Raw genomic sequence first — 18,248 nt, forward strand, 5'->3', positions numbered from 1 at the left:
CTAGTTGTATAGACATTACAATATGCTCTTGTTACAATCTAGAACGTATTAATACTTGCTACTAATTTAAAATACATCTAAAGGAGGACTGTTAACACGACATATATACTATAACGTGTTAACAAACAACTATGAAAAAAAGGTTTTACAACATTTTAGCACTATCTTTGGCATTACAAGCATTTATAGCACCTACCCATTCATTCGCAGAAAATATAGAGAAAACTGCGGAATTGTCTATTGATGAACAAGCGTTAAAAAGCATTGAAGAACATGCAAAACAGCATAGACATGACGAAGAAAACGACCTTGAAATCTCGGGTGAATATCTTCTCCACTTATCAACAAAACTTCCACTATACGATGCAAACGACTTAAAAACCAAAACAAATATTGAAATTGCTGAACCAGTAGTAAAGGCAACGAAGAAAAAAGGTAATACATATTACGTACAAACTACATCCGGTTCTGGTTGGGTTAATAAGGAAAATAATAGTTTAGAAATACAAGAGATTCATAAACTTTCAAATCAAAAACTAATTGTGAAAGACGAAACATCAATATATTCATTCCCTTTCCAATCGTTTAAAGAGGAAACGAAATTACAGCCACAAACAGTAGCTCCTACTGAACAAGCTGGAAATTGGTTTAAAATTCAACTGAACGGAACTGAGAAATGGATTTATGCTCCTTCAGCTACATTCGAAGGTACAAAAGCATCATTATTTGAAAAAGCAGGTTCTATCGAAAAGAGAAGCGCAACTTTCTTCAAAACACCCTCTAATTTGCCTACAAATAACGTTTATGGTGTTACATTTAAAGAAATGATCGTTCCAAAAGGGAATGAAAACATTCGTCCTGGCTACGCAATGGAACCGAAATACATTACAATTCATGAAACTGCTAATACAAGTAAAGGTGCTAACGCGTTAAATCATGCGAAGTACTTAGATAGCCAAGCACGCGGAAATACTGATCGTTCAGCATCTTGGCATTTTACAGTGGATGACAAAGAAATTTATCAACATCTTCCATTAAATGAAGTTGGTTGGCATGCTGGAAATAAGACAGGAAACTATGAATCTATCGGAATTGAAATTGCTGTGAATAGTGATGGAAATTATACGAAAGCAGTAGAAAATGCCCGAAAATTAGCTGCTTATTTAATGAACGAATTAAACATATCTCTAGATCACGTGCAAAAGCATCAATTTTGGAGCGGAAAAAACTGCCCTGCATTTATGATTCAACGCGGACAATGGGATGCTTTCTTAAAAGGCACGAACGCTTACTATAATGAACATCGTAAAGAGGTTATGCCACCGCCAGAAATCCCTCATGAAAAAGACGACATTACAGGTGGTTGGTATGAACAAGACATTCGTCAATTAGCAGCTAGGAAAATCATGTTCGGTGATGGAAATGGTTCTTACTGGCCAAACCGCCTCGTAACACGAGCAGAGTTTGCAAATTTAATGTCGCGAGCTTTAAAATTACCGGCTGGAAACGCTAAATTTACAGACTTAAACGAAGCACATCCATCTTTAGTAGACGGAATTAATCGTGCAGCTAGCGCAGGTATCATTAATGGTCGTGGGAATAATAAATTTGATCCGATTGCTACAATAACACGTGATGAAGCTGTTATCATGATTGACCGTGCATTAGAATATAACTGGATTTATAGAAAAGAAGTGAAATTACCATTCACTGACCAAAATTTAGCATACGATAAGAAAGCATTACAAAATGTTTACGCATACGGCATCGTAAAAGGGAACGAGCGCAATGAATTCGTACCAAAAGGCACAGCAACACGTGCTGAATCAGCCGCATTTTTAAATCGAATGCTTAAGGTTATTGAAGCTTAAACAAAAAACTAAAAGGCATAAGAGATAACATTTCTCTTATGCCTTTTATAAAACTATTAGCTATTTTTAATCATAAATCTAAGACGTATCCCTAATAAAACAAGAGCAAAACCAACGAATGGAAGATAATTCATATCATGTCCTGTGGCTGGAAGGCGTTGTGCATGAGACGCACCTTGTCCTTTTTCTGGTGAGGTAGGTTGTTCTTTATCTACGTTTACCATTCCTTCACCCGGTTTCTCTGTCTCTTCACCTGGCTTTTCTGTTTCCTCACCTGGTTTCTCTGTTTCTTCACCCGGTTTTCCTGTCTCTTCACCTGGTTTCTCTGTTTCTTCACCCGGCTTCTCTGTTTCTTCACCCGGCTTCTCTGTTTCTTCACCCGGTTTTCCTGTCTCTTCACCTGGTTTCTCTGTTTCTTCACCCGGTTTTCCTGTCTCTTCACCTGGTTTCTCTGTTTCTTCACCCGGCTTCTCTGTTTCTTCGCCCGGCTTTTCTGTTTCTTCACCTGGTTTTTCTATCTCTCCACCTGGTTTTTCTGTTTCTTCACCCGGCTTCTCTGTTTCCTCACCTGGTTTCTCTGTTTCTTCACCTGGCTTCTCTGTCTCTTCGCCTGGCTTTTCTGCCTCTTCGCCCGGCTTCTCTGTTTCTTCACCTGGCTTCTCTGTCTCTTCGCCTGGCTTCTCTGTTTCTTCACCTGGTTTCTCTGTTTCTTCACCTGGCTTCTCTGTCTCTTCGCCCGGCTTCTCTGTTTCTTCACCTGGTTTTTCTATCTCTCCACCTGGTTTTTCTATCTCTCCACCTGGCTTCTCTGTTTCTTCACCTGGTTTTTCTGTTTCCTCACCCGGTTTCTCTGTTTCTTCACCTGGTTTTTCTGTTTCTTCACCTGGCTTTTCTGTTTCTTCACCTGGCTTTTCTGTTTCTTCACCTGGCTTTTCTGTTTCTTCACCTGGTTTTTCTGTTTCTTCACCTGGCTTCTCTATTTCTCCACCTGGATTTTCTGGACCTTTTTCTGTTTCTTTTTCATTCAATACTTCTTGTTTCGCTACTTTATTAGCTATAACGTTTACTTCTACTGTAACTTCTATCGCTTTGTAGCCTTCTGGCGCTTTTGTTTCTTCTAACGTATACTTACCTGGCACTAAGTTTTCGAATATAACAACACCATCTTTATTTGTTGTTTTCGCCTCTCCAACTATTTGACCATTTTCGTTTTTTAGTCTAAATTCCGCGCCTTCTAGCACATTTCTGCTCTCAGCATCCTTCTTGATTACCTGTAAGCTTCCCAACTCTTTCACGTTTCTAACTGTTACTGGTACTACTTTGTTCTCTTCCACATTAACTTCAATTTCTTCTTTTAGTAATTTATATCCCTCTGGTGCTTTCGTTTCTTTTAATGTATATTTACCTGGTTCTAATTTCTTAGAGATTACTTTACCTGTTTTATCTGTTCGTAATGTATCTATTTGTTGACCGTCTTTATACACTTCAAATTCGGCACCTGATAATAACTTTGTTTCATCACTTGCATCTACTTTTACAATTTCAAATTGACCTGTTACTTTTTCAACGGATGGCTTATTCCACTTTGGCCAGTTAAATTTAAAATTATGAACCTCAAATCCATCTCTTTGGTGTAATCCACCAACAAAGGCTTGTCCGTTAATAGAGCCACCCTTTGTTTCTACAACTGCATTAGGCGCAAATACACTCCCTACTACACCATAGCCTTTAGTTGTTATCTTTTTAGCATTAGGGAATACCCAAATGACTTTACTAGCTAACTCAGTAAAAGATGAATTAGGGTCGTATGCTTGAGATGTATTTATTAAGTCTGTTGCCATCCCAGTGTTTTTTGTATCATACAAAATTGCACCACTAGCAAAATTAACTGTTTCCGCATCTGAATAAATAACAATAAAATCTTTATTGTCTACATTCGGAAGAAAAACGTCTTTTACATCAAATGTTTTCTTTCCATTTTGTCCTGAAGAAACGTAAATATTAGGATTATTTACATCTTCACCGATTCCAAAGGTCATACCCGGTTTAGGTTTATCAGTATGTAATTGACCAGCCTCCTCAATTACACTATTAACATCTTTTCTAAACTCTTTAAATTTAGCATCAATCTCCGCTTGCTCTTTATAAGAGATACGGTCATATGACGATTTCATTGCACCTTCTGGGTCACCATCTTTTGTCATCGCCACTGTGCCATCTTGAATAATTACTTGTCCTGTTCCCGCTTTCGTAAATTGACCACCTAGTAATAATGCTGGATATCCTTCCTCTACCCATGTTGCTCCAGCTAAATTATTCGCTCCAGTTGCAGCTGCTAAAACTGTATAACTCGATGCATTCATATTTTTTTGAACAGCCATCGCACCCTCAATATCCGCACTCGTTGCACTATGATCTCCAAAAATGATTGCATTGTAATAAGATACATCACCTAAACCTTTTAATTCTGTTGTAGCTGCCTCTGCTTTATACGGTAAATGGATTAAAAAATTCATACATACTAGTAACACAACTATAAAACTACTACTTAATTTTTTTATTTTTTGATTAAATGATTTCCTCAAAAAATTCATTCCCCCTTTTAAACTTCCTAAAACCAAACAAAAAAGCATCTTTCATATGTACCAAGCCTTACTCACAATAACTTAAAATCATTCATTTAAATAAAAACAAGAAACTCTACAACTGCTTAATAAAATTACTACAATTCATTTTTGAGATAATACGTGAACTAAACTATCATGCGGAAGTATTTTTTGCATATGGAGCTCAACAAAATTAACCTGAAGAATATTTCATGTGGTGTAACTATTTTGGCAACATCACCCACTTTACAACAGTTTTCTAAAGGATTCAAGTAAATTGTATGAACTTCAGACACAATTTATCTGGTAAAACGTTTTCATCTTTCGAATAAAACCAATAAAAAAACGTAGCCAAAAAGCTACGTTTTTCTTTCATCGTTTCGGTGTATTTTTATGATTTTTCAAAAATGGAAGCGGGAATTGCTTACGGAAATGTTCTTTAATCATATACTCTACGCCGTTCTCACTATTTGAACGTGTAATCCAGTCTGCTGCTTGTTTTAACTCTACAGGTGAGTTCCCCATCGCTACACCAAGCCCTACATTTTCAATTACTTCTAGATCTTCTAAACTATCTCCAATCGCAACCATTTCGTTTAGCGAAATATTTAAATGCTCTCCAAGCAATTGTAATCCGCGTAATTTTGATACATTTTGCGGCAAAATTTCTATTCGTTTTGAATCACACTCAACATACTCTATATCTTGGAATGCTTTTCTTAATGTATTTATCCCTCGTTCTTTTTCACCTTTACTTTGGAAAATAACATCAATTTTTGGTGCTGCTACTGGATGATCACGAAGCGCATCACCTAACGAATCCACAAACTGAACCGGATAAAATAACGGATCTGCGCTTGATAATACAGTACGCGCAATTAAGTTTGGTGTATTTCTCTCCCGATTTCCGATTGAAAACCGTTCGTGAGAGATGCGGACGTTACAATCGAAGTGCTCTAACACTTGCACAATGTTAAACGTCTTCTCTTCCGATAACCTTCTTTGAATATACGGCTTATCTAACGTTGCTGAAACGAAAGCACCACCGTGTGTCACTAGGATAGAATCTAATTTTAACGCCTTTGCAACTTTATGAGCGGACTGAAAATTACGGCTCGTAAATAATGTAACGTATACATCTTTTCTTTTCACAAATTCAATTGTTTCTCGTAATCCTTTTGCAATTTTTCCGTTGTTGTATAGTAATGTCCCATCTATATTAAGAGCTAGTAAGCGATAAATCATGTCGCACTCCCCCTCTTCGCTGTTGTACTCTATCCATAATTTATGAAATAAATGTAGCAAATAGAACGAGTTAGAATTACTACTGAAAATTTGGTTTACTATATACATATACACTCAGTAAAGGAGATAGTACAATGCAAGCACCACCTTCCTTTTATGAAGGCGATACGTTAGAAGTCGCAAAGAAATTACTCGGACAGAAACTTGTACATACTGTAGATGGAATAAAACGAAGCGGAATCATTGTAGAAGTAGAAGCATATAAGGGTCCCGATGATAAAGCCGCACATAGTTACGGCGGCAGACGAACGGACCGCACAGAAGTCATGTTTGGTGCACCAGGGCATGCTTACGTATATTTAATTTACGGTATGTATCATTGTTTTAACGTCATTACAGCGCCAGTTGGCACCCCACAAGGTGTTCTCATTCGAGCCCTTGAGCCAGTAGACGGGATTGAAGAAATAAAACTTGCGCGATACAACAAAACCGACATTACAAAAGCGCAGTATAAAAATTTAACGAACGGCCCTGGCAAACTATGCCGTGCCCTCGGAATTACTTTAGAAGAACGAGGCGTATCGTTACAAAGTGACACATTACATATTGAACTCGTCCCAGAAGAAGAACACATATCATCACAATATAAAATAACAGCAGGACCTCGTATTAACATCGACTATGCAGAAGAAGCTGTACAATATCCGTGGCGTTTTTATTATGAGGGGCATCCGTTCGTTTCAAAGAAATAAACGATATCAACAAGATATATTAATAAAAGAAGACTGTTCCAAATTAGAACAGTCTCTCCTTTTTACTCCGAGCCTTCCGCAGTCGCAATATTATCCTCTAAGTTTTCTCTTGATAATTCAGCCGCCATAAAATCAGCTGTTTCTGGAAGTGCTAAATGCATATGAGCTTTTTGGCAAATTTGGATCGTACAGTTTTCAACAACATAATCGAAAACATGTCCACCTCCGCTTCTTGCATCGTCAATGTAATGTAAGTGGAAACCAGCTACACCAATACCTTGCGCGTAATCTGGTGTCCAAAATCCAGCAAGCGTGCCTTCTGTATGTTTAAATGAAAAGATTGGTTGTGATTTCGTCACTTCAACGAGCGGTGTATACGGTTTTTCTTGTCTTGGAACAGTTCTCGTTCTTACTTCACGGAATGTACCGTCCATTCTAATAGCGTAAAATAAGTTTTTACTTGGCATTAATTCATGTAATAATGCCTCAACTTCTTCACGATTCATCGGACGCTCTGCCGTATAACTCATTTCTTTTTCAAAAAACGTTACAGTCGCAAACGGTGTTGTTTCTTCCGGTTCTACTTTTTCTGCTGAACCGTCTGAACGTAAATGATAAAATTCGTTATCGAATGCAATCATTTCACCATCTAATTGATCAAATGTGCCGATGCCGAAATCACCACGTTCTTTCAATTCCTCAAAGCTAATTACACCATCATATATACCATCTAATAGCGCAAGCATTGTAGATGTTTGATATACTTCATTACTCGTTTTCGTTCTTTTTGCATCAATATCAATGAATTGTGCAACAGTCATCTCAATCATGCCTCCATTAGTTTAATTGGTTTGGTAATAATTTTTCGCTTAATTTAATGTTGTCACGGTAGTCAATTGGAACATCAATAATGACAGGGCCGTCTGCTGCTAATGCTTCTTTTAATACACCTTCTAATTCATCAGGCGTGTTAACACGAAGACCCTTTGCACCGAAACTTTCTGCATATTTCACAAGATCGACATCGCCAAACTCTGTAGCTGATGTTCTACCGTATTTCATCATTTGTTGGAACGCAACCATATCATATGTACCATCTCTCCATACAAGATGTACGATCGGTGCGTTTAAGCGTACCGCTGTTTCTAATTCCATCGAAGAGAATAAGAAACCACCATCACCTGACACGGAAACAACTTTCTTGCCCGGTTCAACTAAAGTAGCAGCAATTGCCCAAGGAAGTGCAACACCTAACGTTTGCATACCGTTACTAAATAATAATCTACGTGGTTCATAAGAACGGAAACATCTTGCCATCCAAATAGAATGTGAACCGATGTCACATGTAACGGTTGTATCGTCACTAATTAAAGAACGAAGTGTACGAATCACTTGAAGCGGATGCGTAACACCTTCTGAAGCACGGTTTGGAACTTCTGCTTGTTCTGATAATTTCGCACGTAATCGTTCTAACACTACTTCTGATTTCGAACTTAATACAAGTTTCGGTAATTTTTCTGCAATGCTATTTACAGTTAAAGCAATATCACCAATTAATTCGCGCTCTGGTTGGTAATCATGGTCGATATCTGCTTGATGGTCATCAAGATGGATAATCGTTCTATCTCCAAGTTTATTCCAGAATTTCGGATCATACTCAATTGGGTCATAACCGATCGAAATAACAAGATCTGCTTCTTCTAGTAAAATATCACCTGGTTGATTACGGAATAATCCAACACGACCAAAGAAATGGTCTTCTAACTCACGCGAAATTGCACCAGCTGCTTGATATGTTTCAACGACAGGAAGTTCTGTATCCGCAATTAATTCACGAACGGCTTTCGTCACTTCATTTGTGCTCGCTCTCATACCGAGTAAAATAACTGGTAATTTCGCCGATTTTATTTTTTCTACTACATATGTAATTTCATGTGTGGGAGCGATTCCAAGCTGTGGCTTAGAAAGCGCACCGATAGACTCTACAGTCGTTTCAGCTGTCATAACGTCTTGCGGCAGACTTACTAAAGTAGCTCCTGGATTAGTGGAAGTCGCACTTCGGAATGCATTTGATAGTGCTTCTGGCACATTATCAGGATGCTCTACTTCTACGCTATATTTTGTGATTGGTTCGAATAGTGCAGCATTATCCATAGATTGATGCGTACGTTTTAATCGATCCGTACGTGGAACTGCACCAGCTAAAGCAACAACGGGATCACTCTCCGCATTCGCAGTAACAAGACCTGTCGCTAAATTCGATGTCCCTGGTCCTGAAGTTACAAGACATACGCCCGGTTTCCCTGTTAATCTACCAATAGCAGCTGCCATAAATGCTGCGTTTTGTTCATGACGACAAACAATTAACTCTGGTCCTCTTTCTTGCAGTACATCAAATACAGAGTCAATCTTCGCTCCTGGAATACCGAAAACATGTGTAACACCTTGTTTAATTAAACAATCAACAACAAGATCTGCTCCTTTTGTTTTTGTCTTCACGTCGTTTGCTTTTACACCTGTACTCAAACTAATCATCCCTTTATTTCATAATGTGTGTAATAAAGATTTTTAATTTCACCTAGTTAATTAATGTGGTGAAGTATTGTTTATCATTATAGTACAAATGCATTATTTTTCCAAGAATATGAATTTGACATTATTTTGACAAATAATAAGGAATACGCTTACAATCCTTTATTTATCTTAAAATAATATCTTTATAACTTCTCTAAAAATGTACAAAAAACTTCCATCTTGTCACAGTATTAAAAATATAACAGTACCTTGCAAAAAACACTAGCAAATGATATATTTGTAAATATTGGAATACCCATTAATTGGAACGCACTTTGTAATTCGTATCCCCCCTTCAAAATATAGCATTCTCAACTTTAATCCATCATTCTATAAAGGAAAGTGATTGTTATGAACAAAAATGAATTTTTGGAACAACTTAATTCTTCCCTGCGGAATATGCCTAATGCAGAAAAGAAAGATATTATCTCAGAATATGAAACTCATTTTATCAGTGGTAAACAAGATGGGAAATGTGAAGAAGAAATTGCTAGAAAACTAGGAAACCCCAAAACGATCGCGAAAGAACTTAATGTTTCCTATGCAATAAGCAATGCTGACAAGAAACGAAGCTTCAAAAATATAATAACCGCACTATTTTCTGTTATGAGCTTAAGTGTTTTAAACTTTACCTTTATCATTATCGCCTTTTTCGTACTACTCTTTTTATTACCGATTCTTCTAGCACTTATCATTGCTACTCCACTATTAATCATTTCACCTATTTTATTAATAGGGTTAGGATTTTTTAAAGGGTTTCATCAAATCAGTTATTCCGATGTTTACAATGTGTTCATCGCTTTTTGCAGCGGTTTACTCATATCCGTCATCTGTTACCAAATGGTAAAACATCTATACGCAACTTTAGTAAAGTATTTGAAATGGAATATAGCTATTTTACAAAGATAATAATGAATATAAAAGGAGATTAAAATGAAGAAGTATACTTTATATCTACTCATGTTACTTACAATTTTATTTCTATCAGCTTGTTCAAACAGTGCACAGCATAAGGAAGAAAACGATGTGCAATCTATTAAAGATGTAACGATAAAAATTCCAGAAACTATATTTAGTTCCTCAAAAAAGAATGAAACTATTAGTGAAGATGAAATGAAACAAAATATAAAAACGTATTTAAATTATAGCGGAGAGTTATACGAAAACATCGTTCCACTTTCGTCAGCCATGTCTGACGAGGATGTCACGGAATCCGATCGGGAGAAATTAAAACAACTAGTAGATTTAGCGCAACAAAACGATGCGAATTTCCTTAATTTTATTAGTAACAATACGATTCCTGATGATTACAAACAGCCTTCGAAGGAAATTCATGATTACATTTCAGCGTCTACAGCACTTTCAGTAGAACTAGAGCAAGAATTAGACAAAATCGCACAAGATGGTAACTTATTCAAAACTGATTTTTCTTTTACAAAACGCTTTGAGAAAGTGAATGGTAGAAAGCAAAAAGAAATTGAAACATTTTTGAAGGAAAAGAATATTGAGACTGAGTATTTCCACAAATAACAAACAAAAAAGACGCCCCTATACAAGGGCGTCTTCCACTATTACGCTTGTTGTTGCGCGTTATATAATTCTTCAAGTGGCTGCATAATAATTTTGTTAACGTCAGTGATAACGATGTTTAGGCGTTGTTCAGTTTCCATTAACTTTGTGATTTTAGCATCTTGTTGAATGCGAGCTACAACCTCTTGTGCTTTTTGGTTATCTTCTTCACTGATTTCTTGACCTTGCATCATTTTTTGTTGTAGGCCAAGTTGCATTGTGCGGAACTCATCGAATAAGTTCTTTGAATTTACATCACCTTGTACTGCTGCGTAGCTTGCTTTTAATGTTTGGAAATCTTCGTTTTCAGCGATTGCTTTTTGTAATTCATATGCAACATCATGAATGTTTTTTGTCATTTTATTTTTCCTCCTTTAGAAGGCTAGCGCTTTTCGCTCACACTGCCTTTTAAGTGCATTTACATACGCACCTCTTCTTACCATATCAAACTATGCAAGAGATGTGAAGAAATTTCACTTTTATTTCTATGTACTCATCTTATTATTTAAGAAACAACAGTAACAGTCCTTGCACGAGTCCAATCATCCCGCCTAATAGTGCTCCTAAATACGTAATCATTTTCAGTTCATTTTTTGTAATGGACAGAACTAAATCTTCTAGTCTCTCTGTTGAAAATGTAGACACTTCTTGCTGGACAATTTCCGCAAGATGTAGATTGTTTAATATACTTTCTACGTTTTCTGTCCCCCACTTTAAGCCTTTCGTTACTGCACTTGGGACTACCTTTTCCATAATTGTTTCTCGAACTGGCTCACATACTTGCTGAACAGATTGATTTAAAAACTTACTCACTGTTTCCTCCACTTTAACTGCTGACAATATGGAGTTTACAATCATTTCTTTTTCTACAAACGTTTCTACTCCTTTTACATCTCTTCCTTTTAACTTTTCCCACTCTTTTTGCAGTACGTCAGTTAAAAGCTGCTTTGTTCCATCTTGCCCTAAAAACTTAATGACTTCTGGTTGCACACGATCCACTACACTTACATTCCCTAAAAACATTCCGACTAAGTTAAGTAGCGTTCCCCTAGAAGCAAAGAAATCATCAATCATTTTTGAAAGACGTGCTTTCCCTTCTTCACTCTCAAAGAAACTAATTCCTCGCTCTAAAATAAATGCCGAGACATTTGGGATTGTATTCTCTATTTTTTCATGAACAGAATGAGGTAAAGCCTGTTCCCATGTATATGTATAATACTCTACTAAAAATGCCTCTATTTTTTCTGTAATTACATACTCGATTTTCTCGGTCGCCTCTTTTTCTACATGTACTAAATTCCATTTTTCTAACATTTGTCGTAACGACTGTTCATTCGTAATTACTTTATCCACTTCTACTTGCGTCCATTGAATTAAACCTTTTTGAAACTCTTCATTTGTTAATTTCTTTCCGATTCCTTCTGGCGTTAACAAATGTTCGACAACCATTTTTCCTAATTGAACAGCAAGTTCATCTCGGCGCTTCGGAATTAATCCTGGTGTAAATGGAACTTGAAACTTTCCAATATAAATAGGGCGATGAGGACGAAATAACATTTTTATCGCTAAATGATTTGTAAATCCTCCAATAATCGCTCCGAGCCCTGTCGTCGTTAACATACTTAACCATATATTCATTACAATCAACCTTTCGCTTCTCCAAAACTATAGCATATCATCATACGGACAAAAGTATAATGGTATAAAAACGTATTTGCAATATATAGCTATGCCTATTATGCCAACATTTTGTTAGTAAAGGAGTGATTTCGTTGGTTCTCGGTATTTTAACTTCTCACCCTCATTATGAGCAAATGTATTACACCGAAATCGCTAAACGCGCTCGGCTTTATCATAATGTCGTTGCCCAGTTTACGCCATTTAGTATTGATCCTAAAACAGACCTTGTCTCTGGTCTGATTTATGATACAGATACAGGAAAATGGAAAGAGCAAATATTCCCTATTCCTTCTTATATTTACGATCGTTCTTCTTTTAACGAGGAAACAGACTTCGACAAAGCAAAATCAATTATTCACTCATTACACAACCGTCCTACCACTACCTTTTTAAATAACACACTCATTGACTTAAGCGAACTTCATGATTTATTTCTCACGAATAAAAAATTATCTCCTTATATACCAAAATTTGAAATAGCAACGATACAAAACATTTTCAAACTGTTATTAAAAACAAAAGATATTATTATACGGCCTACTAACACACATTCCAATGAAAGTCTGTACCGGATCACTTATAAAAACAAAACGTTTCATATCGATACGATAAATGATGACTATCATACTTCTACTCCAATCAAACGGACAGATGAATTTATATCTTGGTACAAATCTAACATACGATCAGCACGTTACATCATCCATACAATGCTGCAACCACCAAATCAATTAACATACCCGCTCCATATTCGAACCATTTTGCAAAAAAATAAAGAACAAAAGTGGAATGCTATCGGCCAATTTATACAAAAAAGCTCATTTCCGAATCAACTTTTACTTTCGGCAACGGATGATGCTACGCTGCATTCATTTTCAAAAATTAAATACGTACTATCTAGTACCGGTGTACAATTATTACAAGACGCTTTACATGACATTATAAATGAAGTGTTCCAAACATTAGATGAATCTTATTCTTCGTTATTCGAGCTAGAGCTTTCCACCATTATGGATCAAAAAGGGGCAATTTGGCTTATGTATGTCAACACGATTCCCCCGTACGAACATTACATTCGTCATAGTGATGCGCTAGCCGAAAAAATATATCACGGACCACTAAAGTTTAGTCGCTTCACACCATAATGAAAGGAGGTAACACCATTTTGAAAGAGCACATATATACATTAAACATTTCAGATGAGCATCCAAATAGTATTACTTTACCTTACATTTTTTCCATTACACCACCAATTGCATCTCTTTCCTTCGGCGTACGCAATGTTGCAAGTGAAGAGGTGAAAATTCATTATTCCTTTACTCGCGAAATCATTATCGGAAAACAAATTGCAGAGAAACTTTTACTTCCTCATTCCACTACTATCCATGCATTCACGCAAAATGAAACCATTATTTTCGGACCATTAATCGGGATTTTCACAACTGGTTTTAACGATGACTCTTCTAATCCTTTAGGAAACCGTTCAACTTCTCTCAGCGAGTTACTAACGCCACCATTCACCTTGCGACCATTTGTATTTGTTTTTGGTGTGCAACATATAAACTGGGCAGACGAAACAATTGAAGGGTATTTCTTTCAAGAGGAACAGTGGATTAAGAAAAAAGTCCCTTTACCGAATGTCATTTATGATCGATTACCAAATCGGAAAGCCGAAAATTATAAACCGATCGTAAGAGCAAAAAGAAAATTAGAGCATGACTATTCCATTCCGTGGTTTAACCCAGGTTTTTTCAATAAATGGGAAGTGCATCAACTTCTTATGAAAGATGAATCCATTACTCCCTTATTACCAAACACGGAAGCTTTTCAACATTTCGAACAAGTAGAACGCTTTCTTGGCACGTATAAATCTGTTTACATGAAACCGATACACGGTAGCTTCGGGAGAAACATTCATCAAATATTTTACTCTCAAACAGAGAATTGCTACTACTGTCGTTATCGCGAAAATGAAGAAAATAAACTAAGAAAGTACCAATCATTAGAAACGCTTCTGAACCATGTGTTAAAAGGACATGATTTAAAAAATTTTATCGTACAACAAGGTATTTCCTTACTTCGCTTCGATGGGCAACCTGTTGATTTTCGCATTCATACAAATAAAAATCATTTCGGCCAATGGATGGTCAGTGCAATCGTTGCAAAAATTGCTGGCAAAGGTAGCTTAACAACGCATGTAAATAGCGGTGGCGATACAAAATTACTGCAAGAACTTTTTCCAGATTCAACGAAACAAGTTCAAATTGAAAATAAATTAAAACATACAGCCTTACAAATCAGTTACGCGCTCGATGAACAAGTAACCGGAAATATTGGAGAAATCGGTTTTGATATCGGTTTAGACACAGGGGAAAACCCGTGGCTCTTTGAAGCAAACTCTAAACCTGGGCGAACTGTATTCCAAGATGAAAAGTTAAAAGAACAAAGTGAACTGACGCGCCAATTATTTTACGAATATGCCATCTACTTAACTGAACATTCTTTGCGCGATGCAAAAGAAAAAATGTCTCAAATAAAATCCGGGACTCCATCAAACACCAAACATATCCCATCCCCTATGATTCACTCACAAATACAAAAACAAAAACTTCCACCTCATTCATAAGGTGGAAGTTTTCTATTTACACAAGTTTCACTACAACCTCTGTTTCCACGTTACATACTCCGCAATAAAAAATATGATTGCAGTATTCATTTGAATTATTATGTGTTAATCCATCTACTGCACTTAATAATTCTTGGTCCATATACGCACTATAATCGTCTATGTAATCTACAGTTTTTCCATAATCTTGGAGTATACCTTGGCAATTTTGACAAGAATATGTTTGTGATTCTAATGCGTTGCAAAGCGGGCAAATTCCCATCACGATTCCTCCATACGTTATCATTTACAAGCAGATTGAAGAGAGCATTTAGCCGTGCATAGGAGCGTCCTGTCCCCCTACTTAAAATAGAACTATAAAGTTGCTACCGATTTAATTTTAGTAAGTCATAAATAAGAAGTTAATGATTTGCCCCACAATAGCGGGATACAAAAAGAAAAACATATTTCATATCGCTCTTAGTTTAGCCTTCTTTCTAAAAAATACAACGATTACTCTTATTTCATAATTTACGAAATCACTAAGATTTTTTTACAAAATTTACAAATTATTATTTCGTATATCTTTCTAGGTAACATCCATACTATGAGTACAAACTTAATTACCGATGGATTAGCGCCAAACGGGGCGATAATCTGGTTCAAATCCAGCTAGTCCAACCAAAAAAATTTTTTATAACTCTAAGGAGGATATATTCCTATGGCAAACCAAAATTCTTCAAATCAATTAGTAGTACCAGGAGCAACAGCTGCAATCGACCAAATGAAGTACGAAATCGCTCAAGAATTTGGTGTACAATTAGGAGCAGATTCTACGGCTCGTGCTAACGGTTCTGTTGGTGGCGAAATTACAAAACGTCTAGTTGCAATGGCTGAGCAAAGCCTTGGCGGATTCCAAAAATAAATATATATGGCAAAAAGGTCTCAAGGCATATGCCTTGAGACCTTCCTTCATTTATTGCAACATTTGTAAAAACTTCTTCGTGCGTTCTTCTTTTGGATTTGTAAATACATCTTCTGGTGTACCTTGTTCGACAACGACACCGCCATCCATGAAAATAACGCGGTTCGCAATTTGATGCGCAAAACGCATTTCGTGCGTTACAATCACCATCGTCATGCCTTCTTTAGCAAGTTCTTTCATTACTTTCAGAACTTCTTGAACAAGTTCAGGATCAAGTGCTGACGTCGGTTCATCAAATAGTAATACTTCCGGCTCCATCGCAAGCGCGCGAGCAATTCCAACGCGCTGTTGTTGTCCGCCTGATAATTGGAACGGATATAAGTCTACTTTATCCGCAAGACCAACTTTTTCAAGGAAATAGTTTGCTTTTTTCTTCGCTTCTTCTTTCCCCATCTTTTTCACTGTAACGAGCCCTTCCATTACATTTTGAAGTGCCGTTAAATGAGGGAATAGATTATGGTGCTGGAATACCATACCTGTTTGCGTACGAAGATTGACAATATCTTTCTTCGATACTTTTTGAGAGAAGTCGAGCTCTTTATTACCGATGCGAATATTACCAGCGTTCGGCGTTTCTAACACGTTGAGACAACGTAAGAATGTCGTTTTACCAGATCCCGATGGCCCGATAATAACAACAACTTCCCCCTTCTCAACTGATAAATCTATATGCTTTAGTACGGTATTATCTCCGAAACTTTTTTGTAAATGTTGAATTGAAATCATAAAAACAAAAACTCCTTTTATGAAAGGGTTATTTTAGAGTGTAACGTTCTGAACGTTTTTCTAATATTTGTTGCACAATAGATAATAAGAAGCAAATTGCCCAATAAATTAGACCTGCTTCGAAATAAACAATTAAAAACTCATAGTTCATTGCCGCAATTTCCTGCGCTTTTCGGAACATTTCTGTTACTAAAATTAACGATGCTAATGAAGTATCCTTCACTAAACTAATGAATGTATTCGAAAGCGGCGGAATAGATACTCGCGTTGCCTGCGGTAAAATAACACGTTTTAATGCTTGCGGGTATGTCATCCCAATTGTGTAAGCTGCTTCCCACTGTCCTTTCGGGATTGAAAGGATAGAAGCACGAATAATTTCAGATGCATACGCACCAACATTTAACGAAAATCCAATAACTGCTGCTGTATATGGCTCAACTTCAATATTAAGAGTTGGAAGACCATAGAAAATAATAAATAACTGTACAAGAAGTGGCGTTCCGCGAATGATAGATACATAGATACGAGCAATCCATTGTAAAATACGACTACCTGAAATACGTGCAAGCGCTGTTAACGTCGCAAGTATAATCCCGATAATAAATGTAATAAGCGTTAATGGAATTGTCGTAAATACAGCTTCCTTCAGCATAGGCATGAAGGAAGACTGCATAATATCTATCCAAGTAGACAATCGATCTGAAACCAACGCACTACTTAGATACATTTTCACCGAACCATTTTTTCGCTATTTTATCGTACGTACCATCTTTTTTCATATCTTCTAACGCTTTATTTACTTCTTGTACTAGCTTGTCGCTACCTTTACGGAATAAGAATCCACTCTGTGACGCTTCTTTTTCTGTATCTACAATTTTAATTTTTGCATCTTTTTTCGTTTCTAAATAATTTAACACTGATAATTTATCATTAATTGTGAAATCAACACGGCCAGTGTTTAATAATTCTGCAGCTTGGCTAAAGCCTTCTACATTCGTGATTTCCGCACCATTTTTCTTAGCAATATCTGCATAGTTACTTGTTAAAGATTGTGCTGCTTTTAATCCTTTTACATCAGCAAATGTAGCAGGTTTATCTTTATCCTTCGCAATAACTAATACCGCTGAAGATGAAACATATGGGCTAGAGAAGTCATATTTCTTTTGACGATCTTCACGAATACCAACTTCATTCGCAACCATGTCGAAACGTTTTGCATCTAGACCAGCAAGTAAGCTATCCCATTGTGTTTCTTTAAATACAGGTTTTACTTCTAAACGTTTTGCAACTTCTTCTGCTAATTCAACGTCAAATCCAGTTAATTTATTACTTGAATCGTGGAATGTGAACGGTGGATATGTACCTTCTGTTCCAATTACAAGTTCACCACTTTGTTTTATCTTTTGTAACGCATCTTGATTAGCTGTATCTTTTTTCTCTTCTTTACCGCAGCCCGCTACAATCCCGATTGCTAATGTAGTTACTGCAAGTACTGAAAATAATTTTTTCATGATGGTAATCCTCCAAGTATTCTGATAGGAATTTAAAAACTATATTGATTGTATGCAATCTTGAACAATTTTTCAATGAAAATGTTCTTATTTAGTTTATCCTTTTTCTTCATAATCAAACAAA

The 18,248-nt window shown here is 36.5% G+C and carries 17 protein-coding genes; 7 read left to right on the forward strand and 10 right to left on the reverse strand.

Going from position 1 to position 18,248, the window contains the following annotated elements; all coding sequences use genetic code 11:
• Window positions 1-131 precede the first annotated feature (131 nt).
• Complete coding sequence (locus QCI46_RS23005; protein WP_353841506.1) at window positions 132-1,871, forward strand: N-acetylmuramoyl-L-alanine amidase; 1,740 nt, start codon at window positions 132-134, stop codon at window positions 1,869-1,871.
• A gap of 56 nt (window positions 1,872-1,927) precedes the next feature.
• Here the strand turns inward: QCI46_RS23005 and QCI46_RS23010 are convergent, their stop codons facing one another.
• Window positions 1,928-4,456 carry a SpaA isopeptide-forming pilin-related protein gene (locus QCI46_RS23010; RefSeq protein ID WP_353841507.1) on the reverse strand — a complete coding sequence of 843 codons (2,529 nt, stop codon included), beginning with the start codon at window positions 4,454-4,456 and terminating at the stop codon, window positions 1,928-1,930.
• Between the two features lie 393 nt (window positions 4,457-4,849).
• Window positions 4,850-5,722 carry a Cof-type HAD-IIB family hydrolase gene (locus QCI46_RS23015; RefSeq protein ID WP_353841508.1) on the reverse strand — a complete coding sequence of 291 codons (873 nt, stop codon included), beginning with the start codon at window positions 5,720-5,722 and terminating at the stop codon, window positions 4,850-4,852.
• A 134-nt stretch (window positions 5,723-5,856) separates the two neighbouring features.
• Between QCI46_RS23015 and QCI46_RS23020 the strand changes: the two genes are divergently transcribed.
• Window positions 5,857-6,474 (forward strand): DNA-3-methyladenine glycosylase, encoded by a 618-nt coding sequence (locus QCI46_RS23020; RefSeq protein WP_001148818.1) that lies wholly within the window; start codon window positions 5,857-5,859, stop codon window positions 6,472-6,474.
• Window positions 6,475-6,536: 62 nt separating this feature from the next.
• Here QCI46_RS23020 and alsD read toward each other — a convergent pair whose 3' ends face one another.
• Both alsD and alsS read right to left on the reverse strand, forming a co-directional pair.
• Entirely contained in the window at window positions 6,537-7,295 is a 759-nt protein-coding gene (alsD, locus tag QCI46_RS23025) for an alpha-acetolactate decarboxylase (RefSeq protein ID WP_353841509.1), read from the reverse strand.
• A gap of 16 nt (window positions 7,296-7,311) precedes the next feature.
• Window positions 7,312-9,000: an acetolactate synthase AlsS gene (gene alsS / locus QCI46_RS23030; RefSeq protein WP_353841510.1), complete on the reverse strand. Its 1,689-nt coding sequence runs from the start codon at window positions 8,998-9,000 to the stop codon at window positions 7,312-7,314.
• A gap of 399 nt (window positions 9,001-9,399) precedes the next feature.
• Here alsS and QCI46_RS23035 point away from each other — a divergent pair, with 399 nt between their 5' ends.
• Complete coding sequence (locus QCI46_RS23035; RefSeq protein ID WP_327959460.1) at window positions 9,400-9,957, forward strand: HAAS signaling domain-containing protein; 558 nt, start codon at window positions 9,400-9,402, stop codon at window positions 9,955-9,957.
• 24 nt (window positions 9,958-9,981) lie between these two features.
• Window positions 9,982-10,578, forward strand: a complete 597-nt coding sequence (locus tag QCI46_RS23040) for an NDxxF motif lipoprotein (protein ID WP_353841511.1) — start codon at window positions 9,982-9,984, stop codon at window positions 10,576-10,578.
• Between the two features lie 41 nt (window positions 10,579-10,619).
• Here QCI46_RS23040 and QCI46_RS23045 read toward each other — a convergent pair whose 3' ends face one another.
• On the reverse strand, window positions 10,620-10,976 hold the full coding sequence (locus tag QCI46_RS23045; protein ID WP_353841512.1) for a YlbF/YmcA family competence regulator: 357 nt from the start codon (window positions 10,974-10,976) through the stop codon (window positions 10,620-10,622).
• A 142-nt stretch (window positions 10,977-11,118) separates the two neighbouring features.
• Window positions 11,119-12,255 carry a DUF445 domain-containing protein gene (locus QCI46_RS23050; RefSeq protein ID WP_353841513.1) on the reverse strand — a complete coding sequence of 379 codons (1,137 nt, stop codon included), beginning with the start codon at window positions 12,253-12,255 and terminating at the stop codon, window positions 11,119-11,121.
• A 134-nt stretch (window positions 12,256-12,389) separates the two neighbouring features.
• Here QCI46_RS23050 and QCI46_RS23055 point away from each other — a divergent pair, with 134 nt between their 5' ends.
• Window positions 12,390-13,442: a YheC/YheD family endospore coat-associated protein gene (locus QCI46_RS23055; protein ID WP_353841514.1), complete on the forward strand. Its 1,053-nt coding sequence runs from the start codon at window positions 12,390-12,392 to the stop codon at window positions 13,440-13,442.
• 20 nt (window positions 13,443-13,462) lie between these two features.
• Window positions 13,463-14,923, forward strand: coding sequence for a YheC/YheD family endospore coat-associated protein (locus QCI46_RS23060; protein ID WP_353841515.1), 1,461 nt, complete (start codon window positions 13,463-13,465; stop codon window positions 14,921-14,923).
• A 16-nt stretch (window positions 14,924-14,939) separates the two neighbouring features.
• Here the strand turns inward: QCI46_RS23060 and QCI46_RS23065 are convergent, their stop codons facing one another.
• Window positions 14,940-15,185 (reverse strand): hypothetical protein, encoded by a 246-nt coding sequence (locus QCI46_RS23065; RefSeq protein WP_046956678.1) that lies wholly within the window; start codon window positions 15,183-15,185, stop codon window positions 14,940-14,942.
• A gap of 438 nt (window positions 15,186-15,623) precedes the next feature.
• Between QCI46_RS23065 and sasP the strand changes: the two genes are divergently transcribed.
• Complete coding sequence (gene sasP, locus QCI46_RS23070) at window positions 15,624-15,827, forward strand: small acid-soluble spore protein, SasP family (protein WP_000013339.1); 204 nt, start codon at window positions 15,624-15,626, stop codon at window positions 15,825-15,827.
• A 51-nt stretch (window positions 15,828-15,878) separates the two neighbouring features.
• On the opposite strand, the gene QCI46_RS23075 is transcribed toward sasP, so the two are convergent.
• Genes QCI46_RS23075 through QCI46_RS23085 form a run of 3 tightly spaced genes read right to left on the reverse strand, consistent with a single transcriptional unit; the run spans window position 15,879 to window position 18,124 of the window.
• Window positions 15,879-16,613 (reverse strand): amino acid ABC transporter ATP-binding protein, encoded by a 735-nt coding sequence (locus QCI46_RS23075; protein WP_000623593.1) that lies wholly within the window; start codon window positions 16,611-16,613, stop codon window positions 15,879-15,881.
• Between the two features lie 28 nt (window positions 16,614-16,641).
• A complete protein-coding gene (locus QCI46_RS23080; protein WP_033657688.1) occupies window positions 16,642-17,340 on the reverse strand; it encodes an amino acid ABC transporter permease in 699 nt (232 codons plus the stop codon).
• On the reverse strand, window positions 17,327-18,124 hold the full coding sequence (locus QCI46_RS23085) for an amino acid ABC transporter substrate-binding protein (RefSeq protein ID WP_353841516.1): 798 nt from the start codon (window positions 18,122-18,124) through the stop codon (window positions 17,327-17,329). Before QCI46_RS23085 ends, QCI46_RS23080 begins: the two co-directional genes overlap by 14 nt.
• Window positions 18,125-18,248 lie beyond the last annotated feature (124 nt).

Source organism: Bacillus cereus group sp. RP32, assembly GCF_040459735.1.
In the GTDB taxonomy this organism is placed as follows: domain Bacteria; phylum Bacillota; class Bacilli; order Bacillales; family Bacillaceae_G; genus Bacillus_A; species Bacillus_A wiedmannii.

Bases quoted from the DNA above. Each gene is read 5' to 3' on its own strand.
- QCI46_RS23015 (WP_353841508.1), bottom strand. From the start codon at position 5,722: ATGATTTATCGCTTACTAGCTCTTAATATAGATGGGACATTACTATAC.
- QCI46_RS23085 (WP_353841516.1), bottom strand. From the start codon at position 18,124: ATGAAAAAATTATTTTCAGTACTTGCAGTAACTACATTAGCAATCGGG.
- QCI46_RS23075 (WP_000623593.1), bottom strand. From the start codon at position 16,613: ATGATTTCAATTCAACATTTACAAAAAAGTTTCGGAGATAATACCGTA.
- alsD (WP_353841509.1), bottom strand. From the start codon at position 7,295: ATGACTGTTGCACAATTCATTGATATTGATGCAAAAAGAACGAAAACG.
- QCI46_RS23045 (WP_353841512.1), bottom strand. From the start codon at position 10,976: ATGACAAAAAACATTCATGATGTTGCATATGAATTACAAAAAGCAATC.
- QCI46_RS23035 (WP_327959460.1), top strand. From the start codon at position 9,400: ATGAACAAAAATGAATTTTTGGAACAACTTAATTCTTCCCTGCGGAAT.
- QCI46_RS23065 (WP_046956678.1), bottom strand. From the start codon at position 15,185: ATGGGAATTTGCCCGCTTTGCAACGCATTAGAATCACAAACATATTCT.
- sasP (WP_000013339.1), top strand. From the start codon at position 15,624: ATGGCAAACCAAAATTCTTCAAATCAATTAGTAGTACCAGGAGCAACA.
- QCI46_RS23020 (WP_001148818.1), top strand. From the start codon at position 5,857: ATGCAAGCACCACCTTCCTTTTATGAAGGCGATACGTTAGAAGTCGCA.
- QCI46_RS23080 (WP_033657688.1), bottom strand. From the start codon at position 17,340: ATGTATCTAAGTAGTGCGTTGGTTTCAGATCGATTGTCTACTTGGATA.
- QCI46_RS23050 (WP_353841513.1), bottom strand. From the start codon at position 12,255: ATGAATATATGGTTAAGTATGTTAACGACGACAGGGCTCGGAGCGATT.
- QCI46_RS23005 (WP_353841506.1), top strand. From the start codon at position 132: ATGAAAAAAAGGTTTTACAACATTTTAGCACTATCTTTGGCATTACAA.
- QCI46_RS23040 (WP_353841511.1), top strand. From the start codon at position 9,982: ATGAAGAAGTATACTTTATATCTACTCATGTTACTTACAATTTTATTT.